Annotated in this window: 22 protein-coding genes; 3 read left to right on the top strand and 19 right to left on the bottom strand. The window is 52.2% G+C overall.

Translation table 11 applies throughout. The features are described 5' to 3' along the window. From GEI7105_RS32370 to atpD, 13 genes are all read right to left on the bottom strand, one after another. Nucleotides 1–763: IS701 family transposase (locus GEI7105_RS32370; protein ID WP_035494008.1), on the bottom strand; the 763-nt coding region annotated here is incomplete at its 3' end. Nucleotides 764–823: 60 nt separating this feature from the next. After that, nucleotides 824–1,057, bottom strand: a complete 234-nt coding sequence (locus GEI7105_RS41305) for a transposase (RefSeq protein ID WP_445958325.1) — start codon at nt 1,055–1,057, stop codon at nt 824–826. Next, nucleotides 1,039–1,833, bottom strand: a complete 795-nt coding sequence (locus GEI7105_RS32365) for an RNA-guided endonuclease InsQ/TnpB family protein (RefSeq protein WP_445958324.1) — start codon at nt 1,831–1,833, stop codon at nt 1,039–1,041. The genes GEI7105_RS41305 and GEI7105_RS32365 overlap by 19 nt, the downstream gene beginning before the upstream one ends. Before the next feature lie 221 nt (nt 1,834–2,054). Continuing rightward, nucleotides 2,055–4,634, bottom strand: a complete 2,580-nt coding sequence (locus GEI7105_RS0124680) for a CHAT domain-containing protein (RefSeq protein WP_017663074.1) — start codon at nt 4,632–4,634, stop codon at nt 2,055–2,057. Between the two features lie 159 nt (nt 4,635–4,793). Then, the gene (locus GEI7105_RS0124675; protein WP_017663073.1) at nt 4,794–7,367 is read right to left on the bottom strand and encodes a two-partner secretion domain-containing protein; all 2,574 of its coding nucleotides are present in this window, start codon (nt 7,365–7,367) and stop codon (nt 4,794–4,796) included. Nucleotides 7,368–7,471: 104 nt separating this feature from the next. Continuing rightward, nucleotides 7,472–9,907, bottom strand: a complete 2,436-nt coding sequence (locus GEI7105_RS32360; RefSeq protein ID WP_017663072.1) for a two-partner secretion domain-containing protein — start codon at nt 9,905–9,907, stop codon at nt 7,472–7,474. Between the two features lie 209 nt (nt 9,908–10,116). Beyond that, nucleotides 10,117–10,554: a hypothetical protein gene (locus GEI7105_RS0124665; RefSeq protein WP_144054036.1), complete on the bottom strand. Its 438-nt coding sequence runs from the start codon at nt 10,552–10,554 to the stop codon at nt 10,117–10,119. A 742-nt stretch (nt 10,555–11,296) separates the two neighbouring features. Beyond that, nucleotides 11,297–11,563, bottom strand: a complete 267-nt coding sequence (locus GEI7105_RS0124660) for a hypothetical protein (RefSeq protein WP_017663070.1) — start codon at nt 11,561–11,563, stop codon at nt 11,297–11,299. A gap of 310 nt (nt 11,564–11,873) precedes the next feature. Further along, entirely contained in the window at nt 11,874–12,875 is a 1,002-nt protein-coding gene (gene pheS, locus GEI7105_RS0124655; protein ID WP_017663069.1) for a phenylalanine--tRNA ligase subunit alpha, read from the bottom strand. A gap of 60 nt (nt 12,876–12,935) precedes the next feature. Beyond that, the gene (locus tag GEI7105_RS0124650) at nt 12,936–13,775 is read right to left on the bottom strand and encodes a pentapeptide repeat-containing protein (RefSeq protein WP_017663068.1); all 840 of its coding nucleotides are present in this window, start codon (nt 13,773–13,775) and stop codon (nt 12,936–12,938) included. A 90-nt stretch (nt 13,776–13,865) separates the two neighbouring features. Next, entirely contained in the window at nt 13,866–14,810 is a 945-nt protein-coding gene (locus tag GEI7105_RS32355; protein ID WP_017663067.1) for an ion channel, read from the bottom strand. Between the two features lie 182 nt (nt 14,811–14,992). Further along, nucleotides 14,993–15,400 (bottom strand): ATP synthase F1 subunit epsilon, encoded by a 408-nt coding sequence (gene atpC / locus GEI7105_RS0124640; RefSeq protein ID WP_026097940.1) that lies wholly within the window; start codon nt 15,398–15,400, stop codon nt 14,993–14,995. Between the two features lie 122 nt (nt 15,401–15,522). Next, complete coding sequence (atpD, locus tag GEI7105_RS0124635; RefSeq protein WP_017663065.1) at nt 15,523–16,980, bottom strand: F0F1 ATP synthase subunit beta; 1,458 nt, start codon at nt 16,978–16,980, stop codon at nt 15,523–15,525. A 175-nt stretch (nt 16,981–17,155) separates the two neighbouring features. Here atpD and GEI7105_RS0124630 point away from each other — a divergent pair, with 175 nt between their 5' ends. From GEI7105_RS0124630 to GEI7105_RS0124620, 3 genes are read left to right on the top strand one after another with little or no spacing between them, the layout of a single operon-like run. Then, nucleotides 17,156–17,719 (top strand): ureidoglycolate lyase, encoded by a 564-nt coding sequence (locus GEI7105_RS0124630; protein ID WP_342662862.1) that lies wholly within the window; start codon nt 17,156–17,158, stop codon nt 17,717–17,719. Beyond that, nucleotides 17,716–17,904, top strand: a complete 189-nt coding sequence (locus GEI7105_RS0124625) for a DUF4089 domain-containing protein (protein ID WP_017663063.1) — start codon at nt 17,716–17,718, stop codon at nt 17,902–17,904. Before GEI7105_RS0124630 ends, GEI7105_RS0124625 begins: the two co-directional genes overlap by 4 nt. Further along, a complete protein-coding gene (locus GEI7105_RS0124620) occupies nt 17,901–19,313 on the top strand; it encodes an AtzE family amidohydrolase (protein ID WP_017663062.1) in 1,413 nt (470 codons plus the stop codon). The genes GEI7105_RS0124625 and GEI7105_RS0124620 overlap by 4 nt, the downstream gene beginning before the upstream one ends. Here GEI7105_RS0124620 and GEI7105_RS0124615 read toward each other — a convergent pair. The 6 genes from GEI7105_RS0124615 to GEI7105_RS0124585 all read right to left on the bottom strand — a co-directional run bounded on the left by GEI7105_RS0124615 (nt 19,217) and on the right by GEI7105_RS0124585 (nt 26,950). After that, entirely contained in the window at nt 19,217–19,999 is a 783-nt protein-coding gene (locus GEI7105_RS0124615) for a hypothetical protein (protein ID WP_017663061.1), read from the bottom strand. The two genes, GEI7105_RS0124620 and GEI7105_RS0124615, sit on opposite strands and share 97 nt — an antisense overlap. Before the next feature lie 237 nt (nt 20,000–20,236). Continuing rightward, nucleotides 20,237–21,031: a hypothetical protein gene (locus GEI7105_RS0124610; protein ID WP_026097938.1), complete on the bottom strand. Its 795-nt coding sequence runs from the start codon at nt 21,029–21,031 to the stop codon at nt 20,237–20,239. 1,157 nt (nt 21,032–22,188) lie between these two features. Next, on the bottom strand, nt 22,189–23,214 hold the full coding sequence (locus GEI7105_RS33930; protein WP_017663058.1) for a vWA domain-containing protein: 1,026 nt from the start codon (nt 23,212–23,214) through the stop codon (nt 22,189–22,191). Nucleotides 23,215–23,361: 147 nt separating this feature from the next. Continuing rightward, nucleotides 23,362–24,228 carry a choice-of-anchor K domain-containing protein gene (locus GEI7105_RS32345; RefSeq protein WP_017663057.1) on the bottom strand — a complete coding sequence of 289 codons (867 nt, stop codon included), beginning with the start codon at nt 24,226–24,228 and terminating at the stop codon, nt 23,362–23,364. Nucleotides 24,229–24,396: 168 nt separating this feature from the next. After that, the gene (locus GEI7105_RS0124590) at nt 24,397–25,263 is read right to left on the bottom strand and encodes a choice-of-anchor K domain-containing protein (protein ID WP_017663056.1); all 867 of its coding nucleotides are present in this window, start codon (nt 25,261–25,263) and stop codon (nt 24,397–24,399) included. Nucleotides 25,264–25,312: 49 nt separating this feature from the next. Continuing rightward, nucleotides 25,313–26,950, bottom strand: a complete 1,638-nt coding sequence (locus GEI7105_RS0124585) for a S8 family peptidase (protein WP_017663055.1) — start codon at nt 26,948–26,950, stop codon at nt 25,313–25,315. Nucleotides 26,951–26,962: the final 12 nt, after the last annotated feature.

Here is a 26,962-nt window from a genome sequence, read left to right as displayed (position 1 = left end):
GAACTGACGTAAAGTCCTCTTCTGGTAAGCTTTTGGCATATTCATCAAGGCGAATCTTTTGCCAATTTTCTCCCGATTGATTCAGCCAGATTTTCCGATTTTTGGCGACGGCTCCTAGATACTTCAGTCGGCGAGATTCGAGTCCCTTTAAAAAATTTGTGTTGTTACCATAGCCGGCATCCATGAGGACGATTCCCGGTCGATACCCTCTCTTTAAACTCCGGTCAATTAATTCTAAGGCGATTTCGGGTTTCTTTTTGAAAGAGGGATCTTTCTTGCCTGAGGGTAAGGAACTGGCTGGCTGATAGATTTCTACATCCAGAGGCAAATTTTTTTTGCCATCATAGAGATGGGTCGTTACCGCCACGATTCCGTTGTCGAGCTTGCCGATTTCTCCGATGTACTGTCTTCCCACACCTGCGGTGAAGTTGCCGCTTTTTCGATGTCCTGTATCATCGAGCAGCAAGGCAAATCCCCGACCCACTCGGGTTTGATGGCAGGAGTCCACCACCTTTAAACGACGTTCGTTAATACGCTTCTCCTCCCAAGGGGATTCCGTTATAAAATGATGTAAGCGGTTGTAAACCACTCCCACCGAGTCGTTTGCCATCTGAGTTATGTTTTTTCGCTGGCTTTCCCCGAGTAATCCTCCCAAATAGTGTCTAAACCCCTTTTTTTGTGCTTGGGTTTTGAAGTCGGGGTCGAAACGCTTGCACCACTTCTCAAAGCAGGGTGGCATAGCGGCTGGGGTGGTCTCTCTCATGGGGACACTCTCCACCTTAAATCCTTGTCAGTCAAGGGTTTTGCTTTTATTTTACCTTTTTTACCGTTTAAGTCCCGCTAGAGTGTGTTTGCCCAGCATTCCCTTAGCCATGATGCGGAAGTCGAGATCTTCGACAAAAATCATCCCTGCACCATCACAGAGGTGATGAGCCAGCTTGAAATGCCAGTCTTTTCGCGTATCGGCAATCCGTTGATGGACTCTGGCAATCTTCTTCTGGAGTTTCAGCCAGTTAGCTGACCCCTTCTGCTTTTTCTTCAATCGGCGTTGCAGCAACTCGCGCGTTCCCTAGCGCCGTGCGACGGCGCGGGGTCGCTCGTCGATTTCAGCTTGCGGTGCAGATTGTTGAAGAAGCGAGGTCGCTTGACCTGTTCCCCATCAGACGTTGAAAGAAAGTACTCCAGTCCAACGTCAATCCCTACCGGATGTCCGTGAGGGGCTACAGCAGGAAGATCGACGTCAGCCTGAAGGCTCAGCACGACAAAGTACCCGGATGCCTTGCGAACAATTCGAGCTTGCTTAACCTGGAATAAATCAGGAATTTTCCGCGACCACCGAACCCGAACCCATCCCAACTGAGGCAACTTAATCCCTTTGTCAGACACACAGTTTTTGAGTCCTCGACTCCGCTCGGACTCAACGCTGAGCGGAGTCGAAGCGTTGAGCATCTGGGGGAAGACAAAGCTTCGCATCCGGTTGGTTTTTTTGAATCGTGGAAGACCCGAACGCTTTAACCGCCACGACTCCCAGGAGGCTTCCAGTTTTCGGATGACTTGTTGAAGAACCTGAGCGTTGACAGTCTTCAATCGGGGGTATTCAGCTTTGGCCGCAGTTAGGGACTTGCACTGCCGCGCATAGCTGGGAAATAGTGCATCCGCTGGCCAGATGTATTCCTGCACGATGGAACACGCATTCACGGGCGACTTTCGGGAATTTAGCCAATCCTTACGTTCCCGCAGGGCAAAATTCCAGACATTGCGGCACACATCCAAAATGTGTTCGATGTCTGAAACCTGCTCCGCAGTTGGCTCTAGCTTGAATTCCCACGTCATGTTTAGCATGAAATTATTATAGCCTATGAAATAAATATTTGTTTCCTAGGCTTAAGCGAACTACTCCCTCCCGTCGCTTCACCACCCCCCAAGCCCTCGGCTATGGGCGGAGCACTGCGACGGATCTTGGTAGTACCGATCGTCGATCGCAACGTTGTTTCTACACCATTTCGATACTCGGGGATGGCTCGGAATCCTCGGTGACGCCACCCCATTTCTCACTACAACCAGTTCCCCACTAACACGAAGGGCGACCAAAACGCCGGATGGTTGTAATCGTCACTTTGCAACAAGTTGAGTTGCGCTCGACGTAGGGCTTCAGCTTTAGACAGGTTGGGGGTGCGGCTGAGTTGTCGGTAAAACTCCACCATCAACATCGATGTGGGTCGATCCTGTACCGACCATAATGTCGCAATAGTACTGCGAGCGCCCGATTTCAAAGCCACGCCAGCCAGTCCCAAGGTCGCGCGATCGTCACCGGCCGCACTTTGACACGCGCTCAGAACGAGCAGGTCGAGGGGTTTGAGATTGCGACGAGAGAGGCTCGCTTGCAAGACCGTATCTAAATCTTTGACGTTAATTCGACCGTCCCAGGTGAGCAGAAAGGTATCTTCGGCGTTAGAACTAAACTGGCCGTGGGTGGCGAGATGGACGATATCGAAATCGTTTTTCTGAATTTCTCGAACGAGCGCTTCCCGAGTAAATCCTTCGTTTAACAGCACGAAAGAAGACGTTTCGTCAGAAATGAGTTTCACCTCTGTTTCCACTTCGGGAATGGCGGGAAAGCCCTGACGCGATACACTCAATCCTCCCGTGATGACATTGAGTTCCTCGGTTTGCGATCGCGTCTCGAGTAACTGCAAACTTTGTGTGAGGGCAACGTTGTATTTTTCAATGAGGTACTGTTGTCCGTCGTACAAGCCGGACATCGGAACGTTTCGCAGCATCCCGTCGAGGACGAACACGAGGGTTGTCGTATCGCTGCGTTGCAACGCAGCTTCAGCCGGACGGATCGCCCAATCGTAAATCTGTTCGGAGTATTGTAGGCGGTATTCGTTCCCATAAGCGGGGTTGAGCGATTGCAGTAAGAGGTCGAGTTGGCGCTCGAGTTCGGCTTGGGCAACAAAACTTTGGTAAAGCTGTAACGGTTCGCCTGGAATCGAAAGAACGATCCCGAGTCGATCGGGTAACATCACGGTGTAGAGAACGGCAGCGCGATCGTCGATCTCCTCGATATCGACCGGTTTCGCATCCAAACAGGCTTCTTGGAAAAAGTTATCTAACTCAGCCAGTTGCAAAGCTTCCAAGGTTTCCCGCGCTTCCCTCAGCAGGAGTTGTTGTCGATCGCCTGCCGCACGATCGGCTTCGACGATCAGGAGTTGGACGAACTCTCGATATACGGGTTCGACGCTCTCGCGATAGGAAAATTGAACGTCCGGGTCGATGGCGACGAGGTCTTTTCGCAAGTCTTGCAATACGTCGATGGTGTTCCGATAAACGGCGATCGCTTCTGATGCTTGGTTTTGATTGACGAGAACGCGGGCGAGTTGCCATTCCCATCGCGCGACGAGATCGAAGCTATCGATGCTTTGAGCCAGGGTCAGCGCTCGTTCGGTGAGTTGTTGCGCGTCGTCCCATCGGTTTTGACTTTCGTAGAGCGCACCGAGTTGTCCGAGTCCGTAAGATTGGGCGCGAGCGTCGTCGAGATCTCGGGCTTGTTCGACGGCTTGCGAGAGTAAGTCGGCGACTTCGCGGAGGTTAACTTGGGGGTCGATGGCGTGAAGTTTCTGTAGGCTGTGAGCGAAGTTGACGCGAGCGTAAATTGAGGAACGATTCGCCGATACGCCGTCGATCTCCTCGCGAAGTGCGGGTAACAAAGCTAATGCTTCTCGGGGGCGATCGCCTTCGACGAGGAGGCTGAATTGGTTGAGTAAAGCTTCGAGACGAAGTTTGCCTTGACTGGCGTTGGCGACTTGTTGGTACGCCGACAGAGCAAAAGCAACATCACCGGACATACGGGCGGTGTTTCCGAGAGCAAACTGGGTGGCGAGGATTTCGTTCGTCGCGCCGATCGATCGCGCCGCCGCAAGACTGGCCTCGAGTGCGGCTTGGGAGCGATCGAGGTTGCCGATCGCTTGTAGCGTCACGCCCAGGTTTCGCAACGTCTCCGCTTTCAAAGCCGAATCGGGCAGCTCGATAACTCGAGCGGCGAGCTCTTCGAGTAGCTCGTGCGCTCGTCGATACTGCCCCATGTTTTCCAGGGCTTGAGCTTGGTTGAGTCGGCTACCGAGTTGTCCGAATTCGTTTTCGGCGCGTTCGTAGGCCGCTTCAGCATCTTGCCAAGCGGCGAGGGCTTCGGTAGCTCGGCCGCGATCGAGCAGCAAGCGTCCTTGGGTGTTGAAGGCCATGCCTATCACGCGGGAGACTTCTTGAGTTTGCGGCGAAATCTCGTCGAGAACGTTTAAGCTCAGCGCGATCGCATCTCGGGCGTCGTCCCAGCGGCCCAAATCTTGGTAAGCCAGGGAGAGATAGACAGAACTCAGGGCGTATTGTAGGCGATCGCCGCGATCGCGATAGGTTTCGACGGCCGTTTCCCAAAGTTCGGCCGCACGGGCGAACTCTCCGGCTTCGTAAGCCTGACGACCGCGATCGAGTAGATTTTCAGCTTGTCCTTGCTGCTCGATTTCAATAGACGTTGGGGCGTTGGGGGATGCAGCGAGGCGAGCTACGCCCGGAACGCCCGCTGTGACAAAGAAAAGGCTTGTCAGCCCCAAAATTAAATAAAAACGTAAGCTTTTCATTGTTGACATTGCCTGGAAAAGTCGTGAACTCAAAACCTTAACGAGAGAGCGCCAGCACCCTTAACAGCCCCCTTAACAGCATTTTAGACTTGCTTGAGAGCTTCACTTAAGGAAACAATACCCTCAGTAGCCTATCCATTCGTCGATCGAGCGTGTTTTTTATCGTTCTGACAGACATTCCAAAGGAAGAAAAGGGACATTTCGAGACTGATGACTGACCAATTCAACGTTTCCGTTGGCATCAACTCGCCATCCGTTGGCTTCCACTAACTCGAAATGGGTATCGTCTGGAGAGGCTTCCCCTTGCAATTTCTCTGCTTCCGAGCGGTCAGTTTCGCCATTTCCATCGACCTCGGATAAGTTCTCTCCTTCTAAATTGGAAAAATCGCGCAGATCGACCCACACCGTTTGACCCCGCAGGAAATCGTCAACGGGATCGGGGGGAAGTCCGCCATTTCCCACAACGACGAAAGAGTTTTCGCGGGCGACCCCACAGGCAGAAACAATTTGCGTCGTCGGATCGATGGGATCTTCGCTTAACGAAACCAACGCCGAACTGGTATCGATCTCCGGTTCCGTAACGGCCACGATACCGTCTACCCCCAGTTGAGAGCTGGCGGTGATGTTGCTATCGGGAGAGACAAACAGACCTTGGGTTGAAATTTCGATATTGCCGCCCTGACCTTCAAAAGCGTTGGCCGTAATGCTGCTGTTTTCCAGAAGGGTTAGGGTTCGGGTATCGAGGCTGATGTTGCCCCCGTTCCCCATTCCCCCAGCTTCAGCGGAGATCGTCCCACCTTGGCGCAAGATCGCGGCATCTGCCACATTGAGAATGACATTACCGCCTTCTCCTGAAGCGGTCGAGGCTGTGACTTCGCCATCGCTGACGAGAATCGAGTTGGCATTGACTTGTAACGTACCGCCATCTCCTCGTGGACCTTCATTGAACACAGCCACTCGTCCTCCATCTAGCACTCGCAGCACGGGAGAGTTGATGGTAACGCTACCCGCATCGCCCAGCGGCCTAGATGGGAGGCCTAACAGAAGCGCCCCCGAGTTAATATCGCTCGGGGCACGCTCGCTTGCCCCTGTAACAGTCACGGATTCGGAAGCATTGATAATCAAGCTTCCTGCATTTCCTCGTTGCAACGTTCCTGTGGAGATGGTCGCTCCTCCATCTTGCAGTGTCAACCGCGTCGTATTGACTGTTACTCGGCCACCTTTTCCGTCATTAGTCGTTACAGAAAAAATCCCCGTAAACAGAAACGGAGCACCTATGATTTCCACCGACTCGCTGGCATTGATGGTCAGATCGCCCGTCGAGCCTGTTAATACCTCGGCGGGGGCAGAAGAATTGCCCCCCCCAGGGGAGCCACTGTTTGACGATCGCAAATCGCCACCATTGCGGATAACCAACCGTTGGGTTGTCAAATCGATATTTCCGGCCCGTCCCAAACCCGCTGTATTCACATCAATGCCCGAACGCACAAACCCAAAATCGCCGTCGATGACCACTGAGTCAGTCGCATTGACGCGCACATCGCCGCCCCGTCCCTCTCCCAATGTGGTCGTTTTAATGCGCCCACCATCGGTCAATTCTAACTGACGAGCGGAAATCTCAATATCCGCACCTCGACCGTCCCCAGTCACGGTGGTTTGCAACCCCGATGACTGGCGGGGAGCGGGAGCACCACCGGGAGCACCACCGGGAGCACCACCGGGAGCACCACCGGGAGCACCACCGGAAGCGCCGTTGAGAATCAGACGGTCACTGAGGTTAACGGCGAGCGTACCATCGGGTTGCGAGCCCGAATGCTGCATCTGCAATATCGAGCCGTCGCGGATTTCCATCGTGCGACCGCGCACCTGGATGGCACTCGTCCCCGCACCGTCGGTACTCGCTAAGGCTTGGTTTAACAGTTGGATATCCCCAAAGCTCGATGCGTCGCTGTAGTCTAGGCTCCAGCCAGATGGGGTCGCATTGAGGCCGACACGGCCGGTTTCCACAGCCCCCAACTCGATGCGTCCGTCGGGGGCGTTAACTACACCGCCATCGAGGGTTAAGTTCCCCCCGACCAGAGCCAGAGTGCGATCGGGGTTGACTTGCAGGGCTTTAGGATATTCCAAAACTGGCGGCATAAACGGCGCGGTTGATTCAAGAGTGTAACCGTTCCCGCGAACCCGAACGTCTCCCCCTTGTCCGTTGAATTGCAAGCCGAGGGGAACGTTCACGCTGAGCAACGGTTGTGCTTCGGGAGATGTCGCACTGAATTCGAGGCCGTTTTCAAAAACGATGCTGTTGGCGGTGCTGCTGAAAAAGGAGCCACCCACGTCTAAGCGTGCGTTCGGCCCGAACACAATGCCGTTGGGATTGATTAAGAACAGGTTCGCCGTGCCGTTGGCTCTCAGTAACCCGTCGATGTTGGAAATATTACCCCCTGTGACGCGGGTGAGGATGTTTTCAATGTTCGTGGCGTTGTTGAAAAACGCTTCGCTTCCCGTCGGGACGGAAAAGTCTTGAAACGAGTGAAAGAGATTGCTTCCGGCCTCCGTTCCCCCGTCGAGGGTGAAGGTATTACCTTCGTTTGAAACCTGGGACGGGTTGGGAAGCGTACCGTCGGGAACGATTTGCCCGACAGCAGGAGTGACATTTAGTAATGTGAGAATTGCAGAAATGCTCAAGATTTCTGACAATTTTCGATCGAACAGTCGATCTCCAGCGAATACATTCATTTGAGTTCCCTCGTTGTCGGGCGTGCGATCGCATGACTCTTTCTTGTATAACTTAAAAAATTAATTTTTGGTTTCTACATAGTTTCAAACCTCGATTGATTTTTTTAACGTTCGGACAGACATTCTAAAGGCATAAAAGAGGCATTTCGAGACTGACTGCTCACCAATTCGGCGTTTCCGTTCCCGTCGATCTTCCAGCCGTTCGCTTCTACCAGATCGGAATCGAGAACCTCTGTCGGGGTATCCTCTCGAGTTCGCTCGTCCACCTCAGACAGTCGTGTGATTTCAGAGCGATCGGGCCAATCGACCCACACGGCCTGATTTTGCAACGGCTCGAGCGGATTGGGGGGGAGTCCACCGTTTCCCGTGACAACAAAAGAGTTTTCACGAGCTGCCGAACACGCCGAAACGATTTGCGTCGTCGGGTCGATGGGAGCGCTACTTAACTGAACCAACGCCGAACTGGTATCGATTTCCGGTTGAGTAACAGCCACGATACCGTCAACGCCGAGTTGAGAACTGGCAGTGATGCGGCTATCGGAAGAGGCAAACAGACCTCGGGTGGCAATTTCAATATTGCCCCCACTGCCTTCAAAGGCATTGGCATTAATACGGCTTCCTTCGAGTAGGGCAATGGTATCGGCAGAGATCGCCAAGTTGCCACCGTTGCCACTTCCCCCCGCTTCAGCACTGATTTCGCTGCCGTGGCGCAGTTGCAACGAATCGTTGACGCGGAGCGAAATATCTCCCCCTTCCCCCGATCGCGTCGAAGCCGTAATTCCTCCGCCTTCATCGAGGAAAACGGCCTCTGCATTCACCAGGAGACTCCCGGCGCGTCCGAGGCCTTCGTTGCGAGCGGTCACTTCTCCCCCATTGAAGACGTTTAACTGGGGCGTATTAATCTCCAAGTTTCCTGAAGAACCGGTGGGGAACTCGGGAAGTCCGAAAAATTGTCGCCCAGCTTCATCTTCCTGCCTGGCAATGGCTTCGATTCGACTGGGAATTATCCCCTCAGAACCAAACGTGCTTCCGCTCACTTCCACAAATTCGGTGGCGTTGATGATGACTCGGCCGCTATCACCATCACCGAGGGTTGAGGTAGTAATACTTCCTCCATCTCCCACTATTGCCCTCGAGGTATTAATCGTTAAATTCCCCGTCGGTCCCGAACTCAGCGAAACCGAACCCACCTGGCTCTGTCTGAACGTTCTGGGTTCGACTCCGGCTACCTCGATGGTTTCCGTGACATTGACAAGAACGTCACCCGCCGCACTCGAACTCACAGTCGTAGTCCCTAGGCGTGCCCCACCGCGAAGGATGATATTCCGTGCTGAAATTGTAACATTGCCGTTTGAACCCGTCGATAGGTTCCTGATGACAATCGTACTGGTCAAGGCAGGGTTAGCGAGGGCAAAACCATCTAATTCGACGAGTCCAGATGCTCGAACATTGATATTGCCCGTGTTGGCCAGTCCTGGGGAGGATCTGTTGAGAATTTGCGCGCCGTCACGAAGGACTAACTCTCCGGTGGCAATGTTGATATCACCAGTATCCCCCACCCCCAAGGTCCGTTGCCGAATGCCACTGACGACGCGCCCGTCGGGAGTCGCTCCCGTTAACGCCAGCAACTCTTCCGCCTGCACTCGCATTGCGCCGAAGCTTTGCGTGCCTGAATTTTCCAGAATGGCGTTCGACCCGTTGTCTAGCGTAATTTGCCGGCCGACAAATTGCATCGAACCCACACCGCTTCCGCTGACATCGACTGCCGATTGCCCGACGAGGTTAACGTCTCCAAAATCCGATACCCCTTCGTAGTTTAAATTCCACGAATGGCTGTCGGGAAGAGTTTCCAAACGAACCAACCCTTCGCCAACACCTCCCAATTCAATGCGTCCGCCTGCACTCGTCAGCGCCGCACCGTCTAAAAGAACGTTGCCGCCCACGAACGCCAGAGTCTGGCCGGGGTTGACTTGCAGAACGTTCGGATATTCAAGAACCGGTTCAGCCCTCGGACTGGAGAGTTGAAAACTGTAACCGTTACCGCGAAACCGAACGTCTCCCCCTTGCCCGTTAAATTGTAAACCCATGGGGACGCTTACGGTAAGCAAAGGCTGTGTTTCGGGAGAGGTGGCGCTAAATTCTAAGCCGTTTTCAAAAACGATGCTGTTGGCGGTGCTGCTGAAAAAGGAGCCACCCACGTCTAAGCGTGCGTTCGGCCCGAACACAATGCCGTTGGGATTGATTAAGAACAGGTTCGCCGTGCCGTTGGCTCTCAGTAACCCGTCGATGTTGGAAATATTACCCCCTGTGACGCGGGTGAGGATGTTTTCAATGTTCGTGGCGTTGTTGAAAAACGCTTCGCTTCCCGTCGGGACGGAAAAGTCTTGAAACGAGTGAAAGAGATTGCTTCCGGCCTCCGTTCCCCCGTCGAGGGTGAAGGTATTACCTTCGTTTGAAACCTGGGACGGGTTGGGAAGCGTACCGTCGGGAACGATTTGCCCGACAGCAGGAGTGACATTTAGAGTGACATTCAGTAACATTAGAAGTGAATAATTTCTTAATGTCACGGATAAATCACAATCGAACGATCGAGCGAATAATCGCTTGTAAATTGAAGGCAGCATTGGATTTCTATCGATCCTCCGAAAACTGACAAGCAGATCGATCTTTCCTAAATAGCTTGAAAAACAACAACTTGAGTCTTGTTGTTATGTAGTCCTTCGTATTTTAACCGCGATCTTCTTCAGTGTCATTGCTGTGCAGCACAGCTAGGTGACAAGTACGGCTGAACGCGAGGCTGGTTGCCGACCAGTTCGATATTACCGTTGGCGTCGATGCGCCATCCCTCTGCTTCTATGAGTTCGGGAAGTTCGTTAGAATCCTCGCTGTTTTGTGGGCGATCGCGTGGCGGCGTCGGAGTTCCAAAAACAGAAGGATATTGAAACGCTTCTGGAGACAAGCGATCGAGTGGAGACGATATTTCGGGTTCTGAGATAAGATTTTCAGTTAAGGGTGTTTCGTGTTGTGGTTCCGAACAACGATCGATCGATAAGATGCCGTCGAGACGAATTTGTCCGAAGGCAGGTCGAACGTTTAGTACGACAAAGCAAAGCAGGCTAATCCCATAAACCGAGTAGGACGCATACGGGCTTTGCTGTTTTGGATGTTTTTTGGTCGCGATCGTCATTTGTTCTAAACCTCCAAATAATACTTTTCGAGCGTAAATTTCAAACAACTATCTTACAAAATGAATAACTTTATAATTTATTTTAGGCATAAAAAATAATCAAAGTAGTATTCCAATTGAAAGCCAAAATGTAATTTTGTTCAGATGCAGGCTATAGTTCTCGACTTAGCTGCGGTTGAGTTAAGCGAAGCTGAAATTTAACTGACTCCAGACTCATGTTTTTACAAAGGTGAGATGCACTTGCTTTTCCAGCAAGCCCTAAATATTAATCAATCTACAACGATACTAACGCATCAATATATGACATGAGAATTCGTAAAATTTCAGAAGTCAACTTCAGTAAATTTTAGAGGGTAATTCTCGGGGGTTTTACGGACACACCACACCTTACTACTGGGTCGTGTTCCGTAGTATTCCCGAACTTTTGTGTTCGCAGGGGTGCATCTCAAAAATGTAAATTCATCGGACACAATAGAATAGATGGGTCTTCCGGGCTTGTAATGACAAATGTAGCTTGAACTACAAAAGATCGAGATTCGATCGCTCGAACCCCGATTATCACCTTATTGAGAAAGAGAGAATCACCGTATATCCAGAAGATCCGATAGATCGGTTGATTCTCATAAAGCTTGATATATTTTTATAAATTGTATTGAGAAGCGATCGCCGACCCATCGATAAATCGACTCACGTATATACTGGGTTCGAGAGTCAGCGATGCGAGATCGGGGGGAGTGCCTTTTCAGCTTAAACGGCAAGTTTTGGAAACGCGATCGCCATAGGGAACGACACCGTGATAAACCGTCGCTGATGGGGAAGACTGGCCGGTGTGGAGGTGCAACCAACCGCGACGGATGGCGTAAAACAAGCGAGACGCAACGACCCGATCTTCAGTACTCGAAATCTTTTTGAGGGCGTCGTTCAACTCGTCTAGACCGATCGAGCCGGTGTTCCAGGCTGCGATAAAGACATCGTACGGGGTAGATGTGTCGAAAGAGATGGCAGGCATGAGGGGTTGACGCTCGCATGAAACGATTGTGTAATCTGTCTCTAACCTAACGGTCGAGCGAGCGACCGACAACGGCAAATCTACAGCCGTATTTTTACGGAAAATCTGGCGATCGAGATAAAAAAACGCGATCGCTACCGTATTTTAAGAGCGATCGCGCTGTATTAGCCTCAATTTTTCCCAAAAACAACCGTCTTTGTACGGAATTCTCAGGCGAAAATCTTCACAATTGGCTCGAATTTTTTGGGCGGTCTTTGACAGAGCGTTACCCCCACCGTCCCGACAATCTGGTCGGCGAAGGTAGCTGTAGTTAAAACTGTCGTAAAAAGCGCAGATCGCTCCCATAGAGGCGACGAATATCGTCCATTTGGTGCAATACCATCGCGAATCGCTCCACGCCGAGACCGGCCGCAAATCCCGTATACACCTCGGGATCGTACCCCACCGCCTTCAACACGTTGGGATCGACGGTTCCGCAGCCGAGAACCTCCAACCAGCTCCCCTTCCACTTCACATCTACTTCCGCACTAGGTTCGGTGAACGGAAAATAACTCGGACGGAAGCGAATTTCCACATCGCCGAAAATTTGGCGAACGAACTCCCGCACCGTTCCCTTCAAATCCGTAAACGTAATCCCCTTATCGATCGCCAGCAGTTCGATTTGATGGAACACCGCCGAGTGAGTCGAATCCACTGTATCGCGGCGGTAGACCCGTCCGGGGGCGACAACGCGCATCGGCGGTTCGTGCTGTTCCATATAGCGAATTTGCACCGACGACGTATGAGTACGTAACAAGCGATCGCCCGGAAGATAGAACGTATCCTGCATATCTCGCGCCGGGTGATCGGCGGGGGTGTTGAGCGCCTCGAAGTTGTAATAATCCGTTTCGATTTCCGGTCCCGTGGCGACGGTATAGCCCAACCCAACAAAAATATCGAGGATGCGATCGATCGTGCTGTTGAGAGGATGGCGGCGACCCTGGGGACGCACCACACCTGGCATCGTCACGTCGAGGGTTTCAGCCTCCAACTGCGCTCGAATTGCAGCCGCTTGCAGATCGTCGCGTTTCGTTTCCAACGCTGTTTGCAGCGCAGTCTTGACCTCGTTAGCCAGCTTACCGATTCGCGGGCGATCGCTGGCGTCGAGCTTACCCATCCCGCCGAGAATTTTCGAGAGTTGCCCTTTCTTCCCGAGATAGCCCACCCGAAAACTCTCGAGAGCCTCGAGACTGTCCGCCGCCGCAATTTCTGCCGTGGCTTGTTGCTGAAGTTCGCTCAGTTGCGTTTCCAAATCCGTCGAAGTTACCGTCATGTCTCCCTTGTCTTCCTTGTCTCCTTGTCTCCTCGGCTCTCCCCCTCTCCCTCTTCCCGGCTAATTATGCCGCGTTCCGTCGGGAACGATCGCCCCGTGCAAATTGGCCGCTGTCAGATGAGCGCCCCACAAATCTGCCCCGGTCAAATTGGCGTAACTCAAATCTGCCCCAGTCAAATCAGCCATTTTTAGATCGGCTTGAGTGAGATCGACACCGCTCAAATTCGCACCGAACAGATTCGCTCCATCTAGTTTAGTCCCTTTCAAAGACGCTCCACTGAGATCGGCTTCACTTAACGAGGCTTGACTCAAAATCGAAGAATTCAAATTAGCCTTACGCAAGTTTGCCTCGTTGAGCGAGACTTCGGGCAAATTCGTATAACTGAGGTTCGCCCCCTCAAAACAAGCGCGAACCAACTCCACCCCTTGCCAGCTCGCGCCCCGCAAATCCGCATCGCGCAAATCCGCATCGTGAAGTTTGACGCCATCGAGTTTCGCCTGACGTAAATTGGCTTTTCGTAAGATCGTCTCGCACAAATCCGCGTTTTCCAAATTCGTTTCTCGCAAATCCGCCTCGAACAAATCCGCTCCGGTCAGGATGGCGTTGCGACAATCGACGCGGTACAAATCCACGTAGCGCATTTCTACCCCGGTCAAATCCGCGCCGTACAAAGACGCTCCCACCAGAGACGCCCCGTTCATGTTGACGTTGGCCAGATCGGCACGAGTCAAATCTGCCCCGCGCAAGTCCGCATCAGTTAGCGATGCCCCAGACAGGATCGCGTCCTTGAGACAGATTTGATACAGGTCAGCTCGACTCAAACGAATGCGTCGGATATCGACACCACTAAAATCTCGTTCGCCTGCGGCGTAGCGATGTATCAGTTCGGCCGCGTCCATATAATCTCGATCGTATTTACCTTGAGCAAATTTATCTTACAGGGTAACGGGTAGTCGGAGATGCTTCTGTTTTTGGCTCTCGAGACAGCCTTACCGATTTTCAACCGTCAGTTCACTATCGATCGCCATCGGTTCGACCGCGTGAAAATGGTCGTAATCGACATAGCGATCGCCGTTAGGCAAAATCGAAATAATATCGACGAAACGGGCATTCCAGCGCAAATCGTCGGCAGTGTAGAACTTACTGGCGTGAATGGTTTGGGAGAGAGTTTCGTCTAATCCGGTCATCATCACGACAACTTGCGTGTCGAGTTCGGCTAAAAACGACGGCGACTTACCAAACAGCGGACTCGATTCGTCGATCGGGTGCATCAGCGTCATCGACAACGAGAAAAAGGGCGTTTCCGATCGCACCAAATTCAAATCGTGTAACCGCCGCATAGCGTGGCCTTCCTCTGTCGTTTCCGGAAGCAACACGCTGACGCGAAACTGAGATTCGACGATAAAATTCCCCCGTCGGTTAGCCGCGCGAAACATCAGCGTCGGAATTCCCCGATAGGGACAGACGACCGCCACTTGACTGAACAGCACGCGCGCGCTCGGTAGCGTAAAGCGGGCGAACATCAACCCCGTCGCCATCGCCACGCCCAACAATCCCACCAACACCTCGATCGCCACCAGTAAATGAGTCACGAGACTTTGCGGGTACATTGCCCCGTAGCCGATGGTGGCCATCGTCTGCACGCTGAAGAAAAAGGCATCGGAAAACGACCCCGGTTCGGCGTTGGCGATACCGTTGCCGTCCAAGAGGACGTAAGCCGTAGCAAACAGCAGGTTGACCACCAGATAGGTGGCAGCCACCAGTCCTAAAAAGCCCCACCACGACAAACTCAACAGCCAGTGATACAAATCGCTCCAATCGAAGCCGGGAATTCCCGTTTCGATGAGGCGGTATTTTCCAATCCGACTGACGAGAATACGGGTTTTTCGAGGGCGCGGCCGTTGGCGTTTCGGTTTGCGAAAAAGCGTCTTCATGAGGTAGGTTCGAGAGTTGCGATCGATCGGTTTGTTCCACTCTTCTCAAGTTCTACCGCGTTTTCAAGATCGCGACAGAATCCCGAGAGGCCCTTGCGACCTCAACTCAAAAAGGGGAGGTTTCGACACTCCCCTTTTTTGGCGATCGCCGTGCGATCGCGAATTGCTCGATCGCACAGTGCTTAAACCGTGCCACCTGCGGCTTGCAACAACGCCCGAGCGCGTTTTAGGGCTTGTTTGGCTTGAATTTGTTCGACGCGAGCCGCCGAGACCGACGCTTCAACGCGTTGGAGGGCTTTATCGTAGTTTTCCTGAGCCGTTTGGCGATCGATACTGTCGCCCCGTTCGGCACCGTTGACGAGGATCGTGACCAAATCGCTTTCGACTTCAGCGAATCCACCCATCAGCGCGATCGGCACCCACTCTTTACCGGGGCGCACGCGCATCACGCCCGTATCGAGGGCGCTCAACAACGGAGCGTGACCGCTGAGAATACCGAGCTGTCCGGTCGTACTCGGTAAAATCACTTCTTCGGCTTCCGCATCCCAAACCGTTTTATCCGGTGCGATAACGCGAACTTGTAAAGTCATAAATTTATGTTCGGCAATTTTTTTGGCGTGGTAAATCGTTAACCGTGACAAAGCAGTCGCTTTCGACCTCAACCCCTCTTCCGTTAAGTGGAAGAGGAGCGAGGAGAAGCCATCCGCGCAACCTACTGCGCTTCTGCTTTGAGTTTGTCAGCTTTGGCTTTCGCTTGGCTGATATCGCCGACCAGGTAGAACGCTTGTTCGGGCAGGTCGTCGAGTTCGCCGTTGAGAATCATTTGGAAGCCTTTGATGGTGTCTTCGAGCTTCACGTACTGACCCGGCGATCCCGTGAACACTTCCGCCACGAAGAACGGCTGAGACAGGAAACGCTCGATCTTACGAGCGCGAGCCACCGTCAAACGGTCGTCTTCAGACAGTTCGTCGAGACCCAAAATGGCGATGATGTCTTGCAGTTCTTTGTACCGTTGCAGCGTTGCTTGAACGGCGCGAGCGGTGCCGTAGTGTTCGTCGCCGACGATTTCCGGTTGCAGCATCGTCGAGGTGGAGTTGAGGGGATCGACCGCCGGGTAAATCCCTTTGGACGCCAGCGCACGAGACAACACGGTGGTCGCGTCTAAGTGAGCGAAGGTCGTGGCCGGAGCGGGGTCGGTCAAGTCGTCCGCCGGGACGTAAACTGCTTGAATCGAGGTAATCGATCCTTCAGTGGTGGAGGTAATGCGCTCTTGCAGTTCGCCCATTTCCGTCCCCAGGGTGGGCTGGTATCCCACCGCAGAAGGCATCCGACCCAGCAGTGCCGACACCTCGGAACCGGCTTGTACGAAGCGGAAGATGTTATCGATAAACAGCAACACGTCCTGTTTGGACACGTCGCGGAAGTATTCAGCCATCGTCAGAGCCGACAGACCGACACGCATCCGCGCACCGGGGGGTTCGTTCATCTGACCGTAGACGAGGGCGACTTTGGAGTTTTCTAGGTTTTCTTCGTCGATAACCCCAGACTCCATCATTTCGTTATAAAGGTCGTTTCCTTCACGGGTGCGTTCGCCCACACCGCCGAACACGGACACGCCACCGTGAGCTTTGGCGATGTTGTTGATCAGTTCCATGATGATGACGGTTTTACCCACGCCAGCACCGCCGAACAGACCCACTTTTCCGCCGCGACGGTAGGGAGCCAGCAGGTCGACCACTTTAATCCCCGTTTCTTGAATGGAGGGTTTGGTCTCCAGTTCGGTGAGTTTGGGGGCTTCGCGGTGGATGGGAGAGGTTTCTTGGGTGGGAACGTCACCTTTTCGGTCGACGGGTTCGCCGAGGACGTTGAAGATGCGGCCCAAGGTGGCTTTCCCGACGGGAACGCTAATGGCAGCTCCGGTATCGACGACTTCCATGCCGCGCACTAAGCCGTCCGTGGAACTCATCGCAACGGCGCGAACTTGGTGGTCGCCCAGAAGTTGCTGAACTTCGCAGGTCAAAGAAATCTCTTTACCTGCTTCGTTGGTACCTTCGATTTTCAGGGCGTTGTAAATCTCCGGCAATTGACCGCTCGGGAACTTGGCGTCCACAACGGGGCCGATGATTTGAGTAATGTAGCCAGTATTGGTTTTTTCTGCCGTGGTGACCATGCTTGTATATGTGATTCGTCTGTCAAGAAGGGGGTGGCAGTATTACAGACTGTTAAAATATGCCATCTTAAAGACTACCACCTTTAATGCGACCAGTCGTCCGTTATCCGTTACCAGGGGGAAGTTTATCAGACTCTGGGAACGCTCGGGAGAAGTCTTTTCGGGAGACTCGGTCGTGTTAAGGTCGAAATTCGATCGCAGCGATCGCAATGGTTCGGGAGCTAGATGTAAGATGAGTCAGACGACGACACTGCAACCGTTAACGGCTCAGCCGCTGACGCCGGAAAATTTTCGTCCCTACGGTCAGGCAATTTTTGCTAGTGAGGACGGGAAGCCGTTCGACGAGACGGACGCTCGACTGGATCTGGCTCGGGGAACGCCTCGGTTTTATATTATGCGGTTGCGCGATCGCGGGCTTCGCTTCGATCGCATTACCCGCCACGTTCGCTGTACGCAATGTTTGGGGTCGTTGGGGGGCAAATCCTGGGCGATCGCGGTGGCACCGCCGAGTGCGGACGATCGCCCCGATCGCGATCGCTTGGCGGCGTTTCTCGTACCGGGAAACTGTTTTATTAAACTCGAGGCGGGAACTTGGCACGCCGGTCCCTATTTCGAGGCCGAGGCGATGGAATTTTATAACCTGGAACTGAGCGATACGAACGTCACCGACCACTTTACCTACAATTTCCGCGATCGCGATGGGTTGGAATTCGAGATCGTGATGGATGCGTCAGAATGAATCAAACACCGACAGACTCCAAAGCGGTTGTCGAAATTACGGCGAAACTCCTCGATTTATCGATTTCAGAGGAACAGATGCCCGGTGTCGTTGAAAATTTCGAGACGTTGCAACAGGTGGCGCAAGCGGTGATGGCGTTTCCCCTGCCTGAAGACATTGAAATATCGCCTAAATTCGAGCCATGAGTTTCGATCTCGATACCGCCGACGCGATCGCCACCGCCGAAGCGGTAAAACAGGGAACGGTATCGGCGACAGAGGCGGTTCGCGCCGCCCTCGATCGCATCGATCGCGCCGATTCGTCACTGAATTGTTTTACGACGGTGTTGGGCGATCGCGCTTTGCAGCAAGCGAACGAGATCGATCGCCAACGGGCAAACGGCGAACGTCTCGGCTCTCTGACGGGGGTTCCCTTCGCCGTCAAAAACCTCTTCGATGTCGAAGGTCTCACCACCCTGGCCGGGTCGAAACTGTACGCCAGCCGTCCCCCTGCCTCTGTTAACGCCACCGCCATTACGCGCCTACAACGAGCCGGGGCGATCTTGCTGGGAACCCTCAACATGGACGAGTTTGCCTACGGCTTCGTCACGGAAAACCACCACTACGGAGCGACGCGCAATCCCCACGACTTAACGCGCATCGCGGGGGGATCGTCTGGCGGTTCGGCGGCGGCGGTGGCTGGGGGGTTGGTTCCTCTGACTCTCGGCTCGGATACGAACGGTTCGATTCGCGTTCCGGCGGCCTTGTGTGGCGCGTTCGGCTTGAAACCGACTTACGGGCGACTGTCGCGGGCGGGAACGGTTCTGTTTTCGGGAAGCTTGGACTGTATCGGTCCGTTTGGGCGATCGACGCGAGATCTGGCGGCGGCCTTCGATGTTCTGCAAGGTGCCGATCCGCGCGATGCCCTGTGTACGACACGGGCGATCGCTCCCGTCTCGCCGCTTCTCCAGCCCGAAATCGACGGTATTCGCATCGCCGTTTTGGGGGACTATTTTTCTAAAAATGCGAAAACAGAGGCGTTAGACGCCGTCTTAGCTATCGCTAACGCCCTAAACGCGACTGAGGTGGTATCGATTCCCGAAGCAGCTCGCGCGAGGGCAGCAGCCTATCTCATCACCGCCAGCGAAGGCAGCAACCTCCATTTAGACGACTTGCGATCGCAGGCCGACGAGTTCGATCCCGCAACGCGCGATCGCTTCCTGGCTGGAGCGTTAATCCCCGCGAACTGGTATCTGCAAGCGCAACGGTTCCGAACCTGGTATCGCGATCGCCTGCGCGAGCTGTTCCAACACGTCGATGTTCTCCTAGCACCTTCGACGCCTTGCGTTGCGCCGCATTTGGGACAGAAAACGATGGTTCTCGACGGTCGAGACATCCTCGTGCGCCCTCATCTGGGACTGTTTACCCAGCCGATTTCATTCGCCGGACTGCCCGTCCTCAACGTTCCCGTCCGCCGTCCGACGGGTTTACCCCTCGGCGTGCAGCTTATCGCCGCACCTTACAACGAAATTTTTCTTTTTCGCGTCGCCGCCTTTCTCGAAGGACGCAAATCGATCGCGGCGGTTGCCCCTTCCGGTAACGACGGCGCAGCTTGAGCGTTCACCGCACTGAGGGTTTCCAAGGCTGCCTCTCGAACCACCGGCTCGAGTTGTCGCGACAGCAACACCCGGCAACACTCCCCAATCGTCCGACGTTCGCCTACATCGACCGTTCCCCCTGTCACCCAGCGTTCGAGTTGTCGCAACGCCACCAGTTGTTTGAGGGGGTCGTTTTCACTGAGGCGATCGAGGGTTGCGTTGACGTTGACCCCTTCGCGTCCTAACACGCGACTGAGGGTTTGCCAGGTTAACAGCAGTAAAATACCCAGCGTCGCCAATCCTTGCAAAATCGAACCGCCAGCCATCCAGCGATTTTCCGCCGTTGCCCAAATTTCAGCGGCCATGTAGGTGGAAACCGTGGACAGTCCCCCACCGACAACCGCCACCGTGATGGGACGGTTTAAGTCGGACAGCCAACGGCGCACGTCGGCCCAGCGCACTGTCCAAGAAGACTGAGACAGCAGATAAGCCCCCACTGTCACGGACATTCCGATTCCCGTGGCCAGGAAAAGTTTCCAATTCCATACCAGCATCGTCGCGGCGAGAACGGCAGCCAACACCCAACCTCCCCATTCTCGTAAGTGGTTTGGGGATTTTCGACGAGACGCGCGGCGCGGCGGTGGCGGTTGCACGAACGCTCGCACGCTGTCTAGAAGTTGTCGTGAATAGGACGCTCGGGCCACGGGACTTGGGTTTGAAGAATTTCCGATAGAGTATAGAGCTTCTAATTTATCACCTTTTGCGGGTTTGAGGACTGTACCCTAGATTTGACACTCTCCAGCTATCGCGGCATGGAGATTCTTTGGTCTAAGGGGATCCTACGCTTAACCCCTCATCCCCCCAACCTCCCTTAGCAAGGGGGGCTACGGGGGGATGCCTGACGGCTGCAAGTCCACGTTGCCTTACTACCTGGGCGGCGGCTACATCTCTACCTGTGTTTCCTTGACACACAATTTTCCGTAGGTTGTTACCTGTCCATCCCTGTTAGCAAAATATGCAAAAATCCGGCAATAGATACCTTCTTCTCGAAATTGCCAATCGTACATCACCGTTTCTCCTAGCCATGTCGGTTCTCCTAATTCCCGTGTAATGTATTGTAAAGCCGCTTGAGCGTTCATTCCTACTTCTAAGCGTTCTTGTAGTTTCTTAAACTCAGCCGGAGCAGCTATAATGGCGTCACACTCGCCATTTTCTCTACAGTCTATGGATTCGCCAATGGTCAAATCCTCCAACTCGTTATTTGAAAATGTGGCGCTTAACGTAGAAGTATTCTCAGCTATCCAAGTGTAGGAAGAAGATAGATAATCTAGTTTTCCCGGACGACCGATGAGGGTAGCAATGTCATCGTATCTCATACCGGATTTGAGTTGTTGGTAATACTCTGAAACACGAGCGCTGAGAGGAGTTTCTTCATCAGCAGTGAGAAGCGGGAAATCTGATGGGTCTGGGTTTAAAGAACAGTATTGGGCTTTTTGTTCTTCACTCAATCCTGTAGTAGAGAGTTGTTGGAGGCGATCGCGATATTCTCCCAGTGTATTCTGACTGTTAGGATAATCTGAGATGACATTATCGAGAATCGCGATCGCACCGTCCCAATCCTCAATACAAATAGCCTGATTTAATTGTGCCGTGGTATCTTGGGCTTGACTGGGTAATCCGATGCAACTGAGTAGTCCCCCCATTAAAACTGCCCCACAGTATCGTTTTGGATTCACAACTATTCCTCAAAAATCGACGACTTTGCTATCTACAATCTGAGCTTTATCAATTCCACTTTATTGCCTTGTCGTCGTCAGGATCAGTATTTTTTCGACATTCTGCTCCTGCACGAATTGACAAATATTCTAACTGGTTATCAGAAAACTGAGCATACAAGCTCACTCGATCGTTCCAAGTGTAGGAAGATTGACATCCTCACCGCCCTGGAAGGACTGCGATCGCCCAAACCGTTCGGCTGACGCTCACGGCGAAGCCCTGCTGAAGGGGGACAGCAGAGACTTCTGTGAGAAACTGCGAGAAACTGCAACGCCTCTTCTTGTGCGTCAGCATCTTCGAGGTTTCGCGATACCCTAGGGTCAGCGCATCTTAACAAAGGTTGACAAGCCGCCTATATCATGAGTTGCTTGCCTAGCAAAGAATTGACCTATTTTTAGGTTCCCATGAGAGCCTAAATTGTTAAGATGAGCAGCTCTTTGTCTTTACAAAAATCCATGTATTTTGGGTAAAAGTGAAGGCAGCGATCGCACTGGAAAGCAAGTTTTACGCCCGATCGGGAGTCAATACACATCTATAGCAGTCCCAAATGAGTCGTCAAAAATTAAAACACCCAAAAAAATCTGATTCCCCGTTTCCGATTCCCTTTTTGTCTCAATTTTGTTACACAACTGATTTAGGGTTGCGATATGACTAAAAATCTGTAAATTTTAATACATATTTATATGAACTTACCCTGGATTTTTACCTCGAGAAACGCTAAGTAAAAAATCGCACCCTGAGTTCGTGTGGTATTCGATCGAAACAGGGTGCATCTCAATGGATGTAAAAACACGAAGCTTAGGGTAGGTTGAACTTCGGCAACGCTGCCGTCCATGGGTGGAACGGAGTGGAACCCAACAGCCGCTCGGAAAGCGTCGATCGGTGCGTAGCACTATCGAGTACGAAAGCTCGTATCCGATAAACTTACATTTTTGAGATGCACTCTCGAAATACGATTAATTCTCGCTTTTGTAAATTGACCACCCAATACTCGGAAATTCCTGCCGATCCGTCAATTCGAGTTTTACTTTCGAGGTCTTTTCTCAGACTCGATTCGGCGTATTCTAACGACCCAGAAAATGTTTTCGGAATAGGGATGATGCTCTCGATAAGAGACTTACATTGAGTAGGGGGACGATGGATATCCCGGCGGCATTGGATGACCTCCCATCATCCCCGGATGCGGCATCGGATGACCTCCCATCATCCCCGGATGTGGTATTGGATGACCTCCCATCATCCCCGGGTGCGGCATTGGATGACCTCCCATCATCCCCGGGTGCGGCATCGGATGACCTCCCATCATCCCCGGTTGCGGCATCGGATGACCTCCCATCATCCCCGGTTGCGGATATCCCAGCGGCATCGGGTAGCCTCCTGGTACACAGGGGTAGGGATATCCCGGCGGCATCGGATAGCCCCACGGTGCGGGTATGCATGGCATGGGAGTCGGATAGACATAGACGGGAACGCAACAAGGACAAGTAGTGTGCTTTGTTTCCTCCGTTCCATTCTCCTTTCCTTTTGCTTTAGTCGCACAAACAACATCAGCTAAAATATCCGCAAAGCCGCCGATCGCATTCTTAGAAGTAAACGGCTTACCTCCAGTTTCATTGGCAACACGAGCATATTCCTTCTCCATCTCTGGAGTTCCACCAGTTCCGAGATAGGTAAAGACCGTCACATTTTTTTTCTTGGCTGTGGCAATAGCGCTAGTGGCAGCCTTTTTGTCCTCTTCGTCAACGCTACCTCCACCTGTTTTTAGGGCATCATCGCTCAGGTAAAGAATCGTTCGCAATGCATCAGTCCGCCAATCAAAGAAATTACAGATATCTTCAATAGAAGGAGCACCATCCTCTTGAGGAAGTCCCTTCTTGATTGGATCTCCCTGTTTGGCAGCTTTAAGGCTTGATTCAGGAACTCCAACCTCCCGGGTCAGATAATCCCGGAGACTCATATCAAATTTGGTACCTGGCCAGGTACCTTCAACTCCGAGTTGCTTCACTCTAAGATCGTTGGGACACTTGGCAGCAACTCGATCGGCGGCAGTTTGGGTTGCCTTATCTAGAGCCTGTGCTTCATCGCTCATTGACCCGCTAGTGTCAATGAGAACCACTAGATCGACTTTCACTTTATCAGCCATAATTCAAGACCTCTTGTTAGCAGACCTCCCCAGATCGCGAGATGAAGCCAAGCTCTTGCCAGAACTTCATCTCATTATTCAGGAGCGGTCTAGTGACTTTTTCTTCGCTATAAATGAACCCAATTGGATCGGGGCAACTCATCCGAATCAACAACAAGAACGCGGATAAGCAGGCGGACAGGGGTAAGCCGGGGGATACGAGTAGCAAGAAGGCGGATACTGCTTAGCAGGCGGTGGACACGAGCAGTAATGAGGAGGTGGATACTGCTGAGCTGGGGGATAGGGGGAGTAAGCCGGGGGATAGCAAGGCGTCGGGGGATAGGGGTAAGCCGGGGGATACGGCTGAACCGGCGGATAGGGGTAAGCTGGCGGACAGACTGGCACCAGGTAGTAGCATACCTTGTTTTCCGGTTTGGGTTTTTTGGTCTTTGGCGGAGGTACAGGAACCTCCACTAACTTCGCGATGATGATGGCTTCATTATCCTCTCCTTCCTTGGTGGTAAACTTGGTTTGTCGGGCTTTGGTAGCTGTGTTAAGGAACCCTTGAATAACAACCTTATATTCTTTGTCATCAATTTTTAAGGTACCCACAACATCTATCTTAGGGATAGCCACGAGATCGGGTCCTATATTTGTGTCCGGATCGTTGGGTGTTTCGTCGTGTTCAAATTGGAGATTGAACTGCCCTTTAATGGGATTCTTTGCAATTGTCACCTCCACATGTAAGGTGGCCTTAGCCAGGTTATTATCTCCGGTAATGGTGTAATTGAGATGGTGAAACGTTCCTAGTTCAAAGTCTGTACCGTCTAGAGGAATATTCGTAGATTTGCTTCCTTCAAAAACATACGAACTTTGCTTCAAATCTGGATTGAAGTCTTTAGTTGGGTTGTTTCCTTTAGAGGGTTTCCCCCAACTGATTTGATTGGTATTGAGTCCTGTTAGATCGGTAACATCTGGAGTTCCCTTGACGCCAATAGCGCCGATCCAAGTACCAGAAGTCGTTGCAGTTGCCATATTCTTCCTCCTTTATATCTACAGAATCAAGATTGCCAATCTGCCAAACCCAAAAGCCTGAATTCAAGCAAGGGATGGGAGATGTTCAGAGTTTAATTTCGATCGCAAATATCGATCGAACAGTGCTATTAGACCTAACTACGGTTTAGCCAGTTAAGGCCACATGAATCATGAGCTACCTTTCGGTTTCTCCGTTTCAGGCGGACAGGGGCCTGGCATCAAGACATAGGAATAAGGCATCGAATACGAATAAGCGGGTGGACAGGGATAACCCCCTGCATAGGGATAACCCCCTGCATAGGGATAACCCGGAGAGCAGGGATAGCCCCCTGCATAGGGATAACCCCCTGCATAGGGATAACCCGGAGAACAGGGATAGCCCCCTGTGTAGGGATAAGCGGGCGGACAGACTAGCACGGTATAGCCTCCTGGCTGCGGTTGTATGGGTTTTTCGGGGTCAGGTTTGCCGGGGTCGGGTTTGCCGGGATCGGGTTTTTCAGGTGTCATAATTTTTAATTTCCCCATTAATGTAGCGACATTATCCTTTTCTTCAGCGGTGACAAACTTTTGGCGTTGGGTGTTGCCATCTTTGTCGAAAAAGCCTTCAAAAGAAAGTTCGTATTTTTTGCCATTAATTTCTACAGCCTCGATAACTTCTAGGTTGGAAATAGAAACAACATCGGGTTCTCCTATAGATTTTTCTGGATCTGGTGTTTCGTCATGTTCAAACTTGAGATTAAACGCTCCTTTGACAGTTCCTTGAAATTCGATTTTTAGCGTAGCAGCAGCCAAAGAATTGCCATCAATTATTTTGTAATTGAGATGTTTGAATTCTCCTAGTTCAAAGGGGGAATCCGTAGGAATTTCTACAGAGCTTTTTCCTTCAAAAACATAGGAACTTGGCTTATCACCCTTGATAAAGGGTTTTCCCCAGCTAATTTGCTTCGTCTTAAGACCTATCAGCTCAGTAATAGGTTTAGACGAATCGCTACCCGTCGCCGCGTCCCAAGTTCCAACAATACTTGCAGATACCATGCCTTTTGTCCTTTACCAATGCGAGGTTTTATGTGATTGCAAAAAGAGGCTAGAGAACCCCTGCCTGGAGGGTAAACTCTCCCGCTCCACGGTAAGAATCAACGAGGATCAAATATTCTCCAGGGTCTACCGCAGTCAGGTGAACCTCTTCATCCGCAGAGCTGGTATAGCCCCGGTAGTCAAATTCCCTGGGGGTGGGTTTTGCTTCCCGCCGCAGGTACACATCAAAATCTACCCCTGACGGCCCGTCCAACTTCAGGATGATGGGTTTGTCCACACTGATACGAAACAGGGTAGAGTCGTTGGTCTTATTCAAGCGACCTGAGAGCTTTCCTCCGATTGGGAGTTCCTGAATATCCAGCCGATCCAACGCCCCCAAGATAGAAGCCACATCGATCGCACCGTAGCCGTGGTTGTAGTCGAATCCAGTTGCCCCTAAATCTTCAGTAGTTCGGCGCAACAACTCCCGCAATTGAGTCGGAGGGAGATCTGTGGGAGACTTGAAGCTCCGAATTGCGGCAACGACCCCAGCGGCAACTGGACAGGCGGCCGAAGTTCCCGAATCGGGACTTCCCGCCCCGAAGGCTTCCGAACCTGAAAAGTGGGTATAGGCACAAAGGTCGGGTTTCTTGGAATCAAGACGCCCAGGTCCTTGAGAGGAATAACCCACTCGGGATTTGTTAATATCAATTCCAGCGATGCAAAGGACACTGGGATGAGAATTAGCTCCATATATGGGTCTGTTCGTGACTCCTTTACATCGCGGATCGGGACAGTCTGCACCACAATTACCGGCAGCAAAGAGAATGTCAGCACCAGCATCCTCCAAACTTTCCACGGTAATGTTGAAAGGATGGTGAGGATTGTCGCTGTAATTCCCCGGATGTCCCACCGGAAAATCCCAGGATGGATGATACATCCCCCAACTGTTATTAACGACCAGAGCCGGTTTGGGTTCTGGGGCAGCTGAAAGCAAATCGCGCAGTTGGCTGAATGCCCTGATTGCATCACTCAGGAAACCGTCCATTTTTGACCCTCCCGATCGCGTCGATTGCAGGAGAGCATAATCGAGGAGGGTGCAATTTGGAGCGGCAATGCACACATCAAAGGCACACATCGTTCCATGACCGACTCGGGCATTTCCTGGGGGAACGCTTGGATTTGGAGTCCAACTCTTGCTGGCATCTAATTTCGGCGTTTTTCCCTTGCTTTTCAGGTGGGCCAGATTGATGCCGGTATCGACGATCGCCACCATAACGTTAGAACCATCCATGCCTTTAGCGTGGAGTTGCAGCACTTTGAGTAAGTTTTCAACAGTCTGGTCGTTGCCAACCGGAGGACCGCCGCAAACAATAATCGGTTCGATTTGCGGATCTGCAAACACTCCCACCCCGTCGTCATCCCGTTCGACAGCATCCATTAACCGAGCCAGGGCGTCTTCGCTTTCCACTTCTCCCCGAACCAGGTAGGTCGAAACTTCCGGTTGGGTATCAAATCTGTACAACCGTCCTACCTCCATTGCTCCAACAGCCTCCCGAGGCTGCTTGTCAGGTAATTGAACGGGCATATAGTTAGCGTCAAACGAGAACCCTTCAGAAGATATAGGCAAGTAATAGGGAACCATATTCATGCCCATGCTAGCTTCAGCAATTTCAGGGTTATGACGCATCTGGATTAATACACGCATTTTCTTCTCTCC

This window comes from Baaleninema simplex PCC 7105, from assembly GCF_000332355.1.
Lineage (GTDB): Bacteria > Cyanobacteriota > Cyanobacteriia > Cyanobacteriales > Geitlerinemataceae > Baaleninema > Baaleninema simplex.
This window is presented reverse-complemented; position numbering and strand designations above follow the sequence as displayed.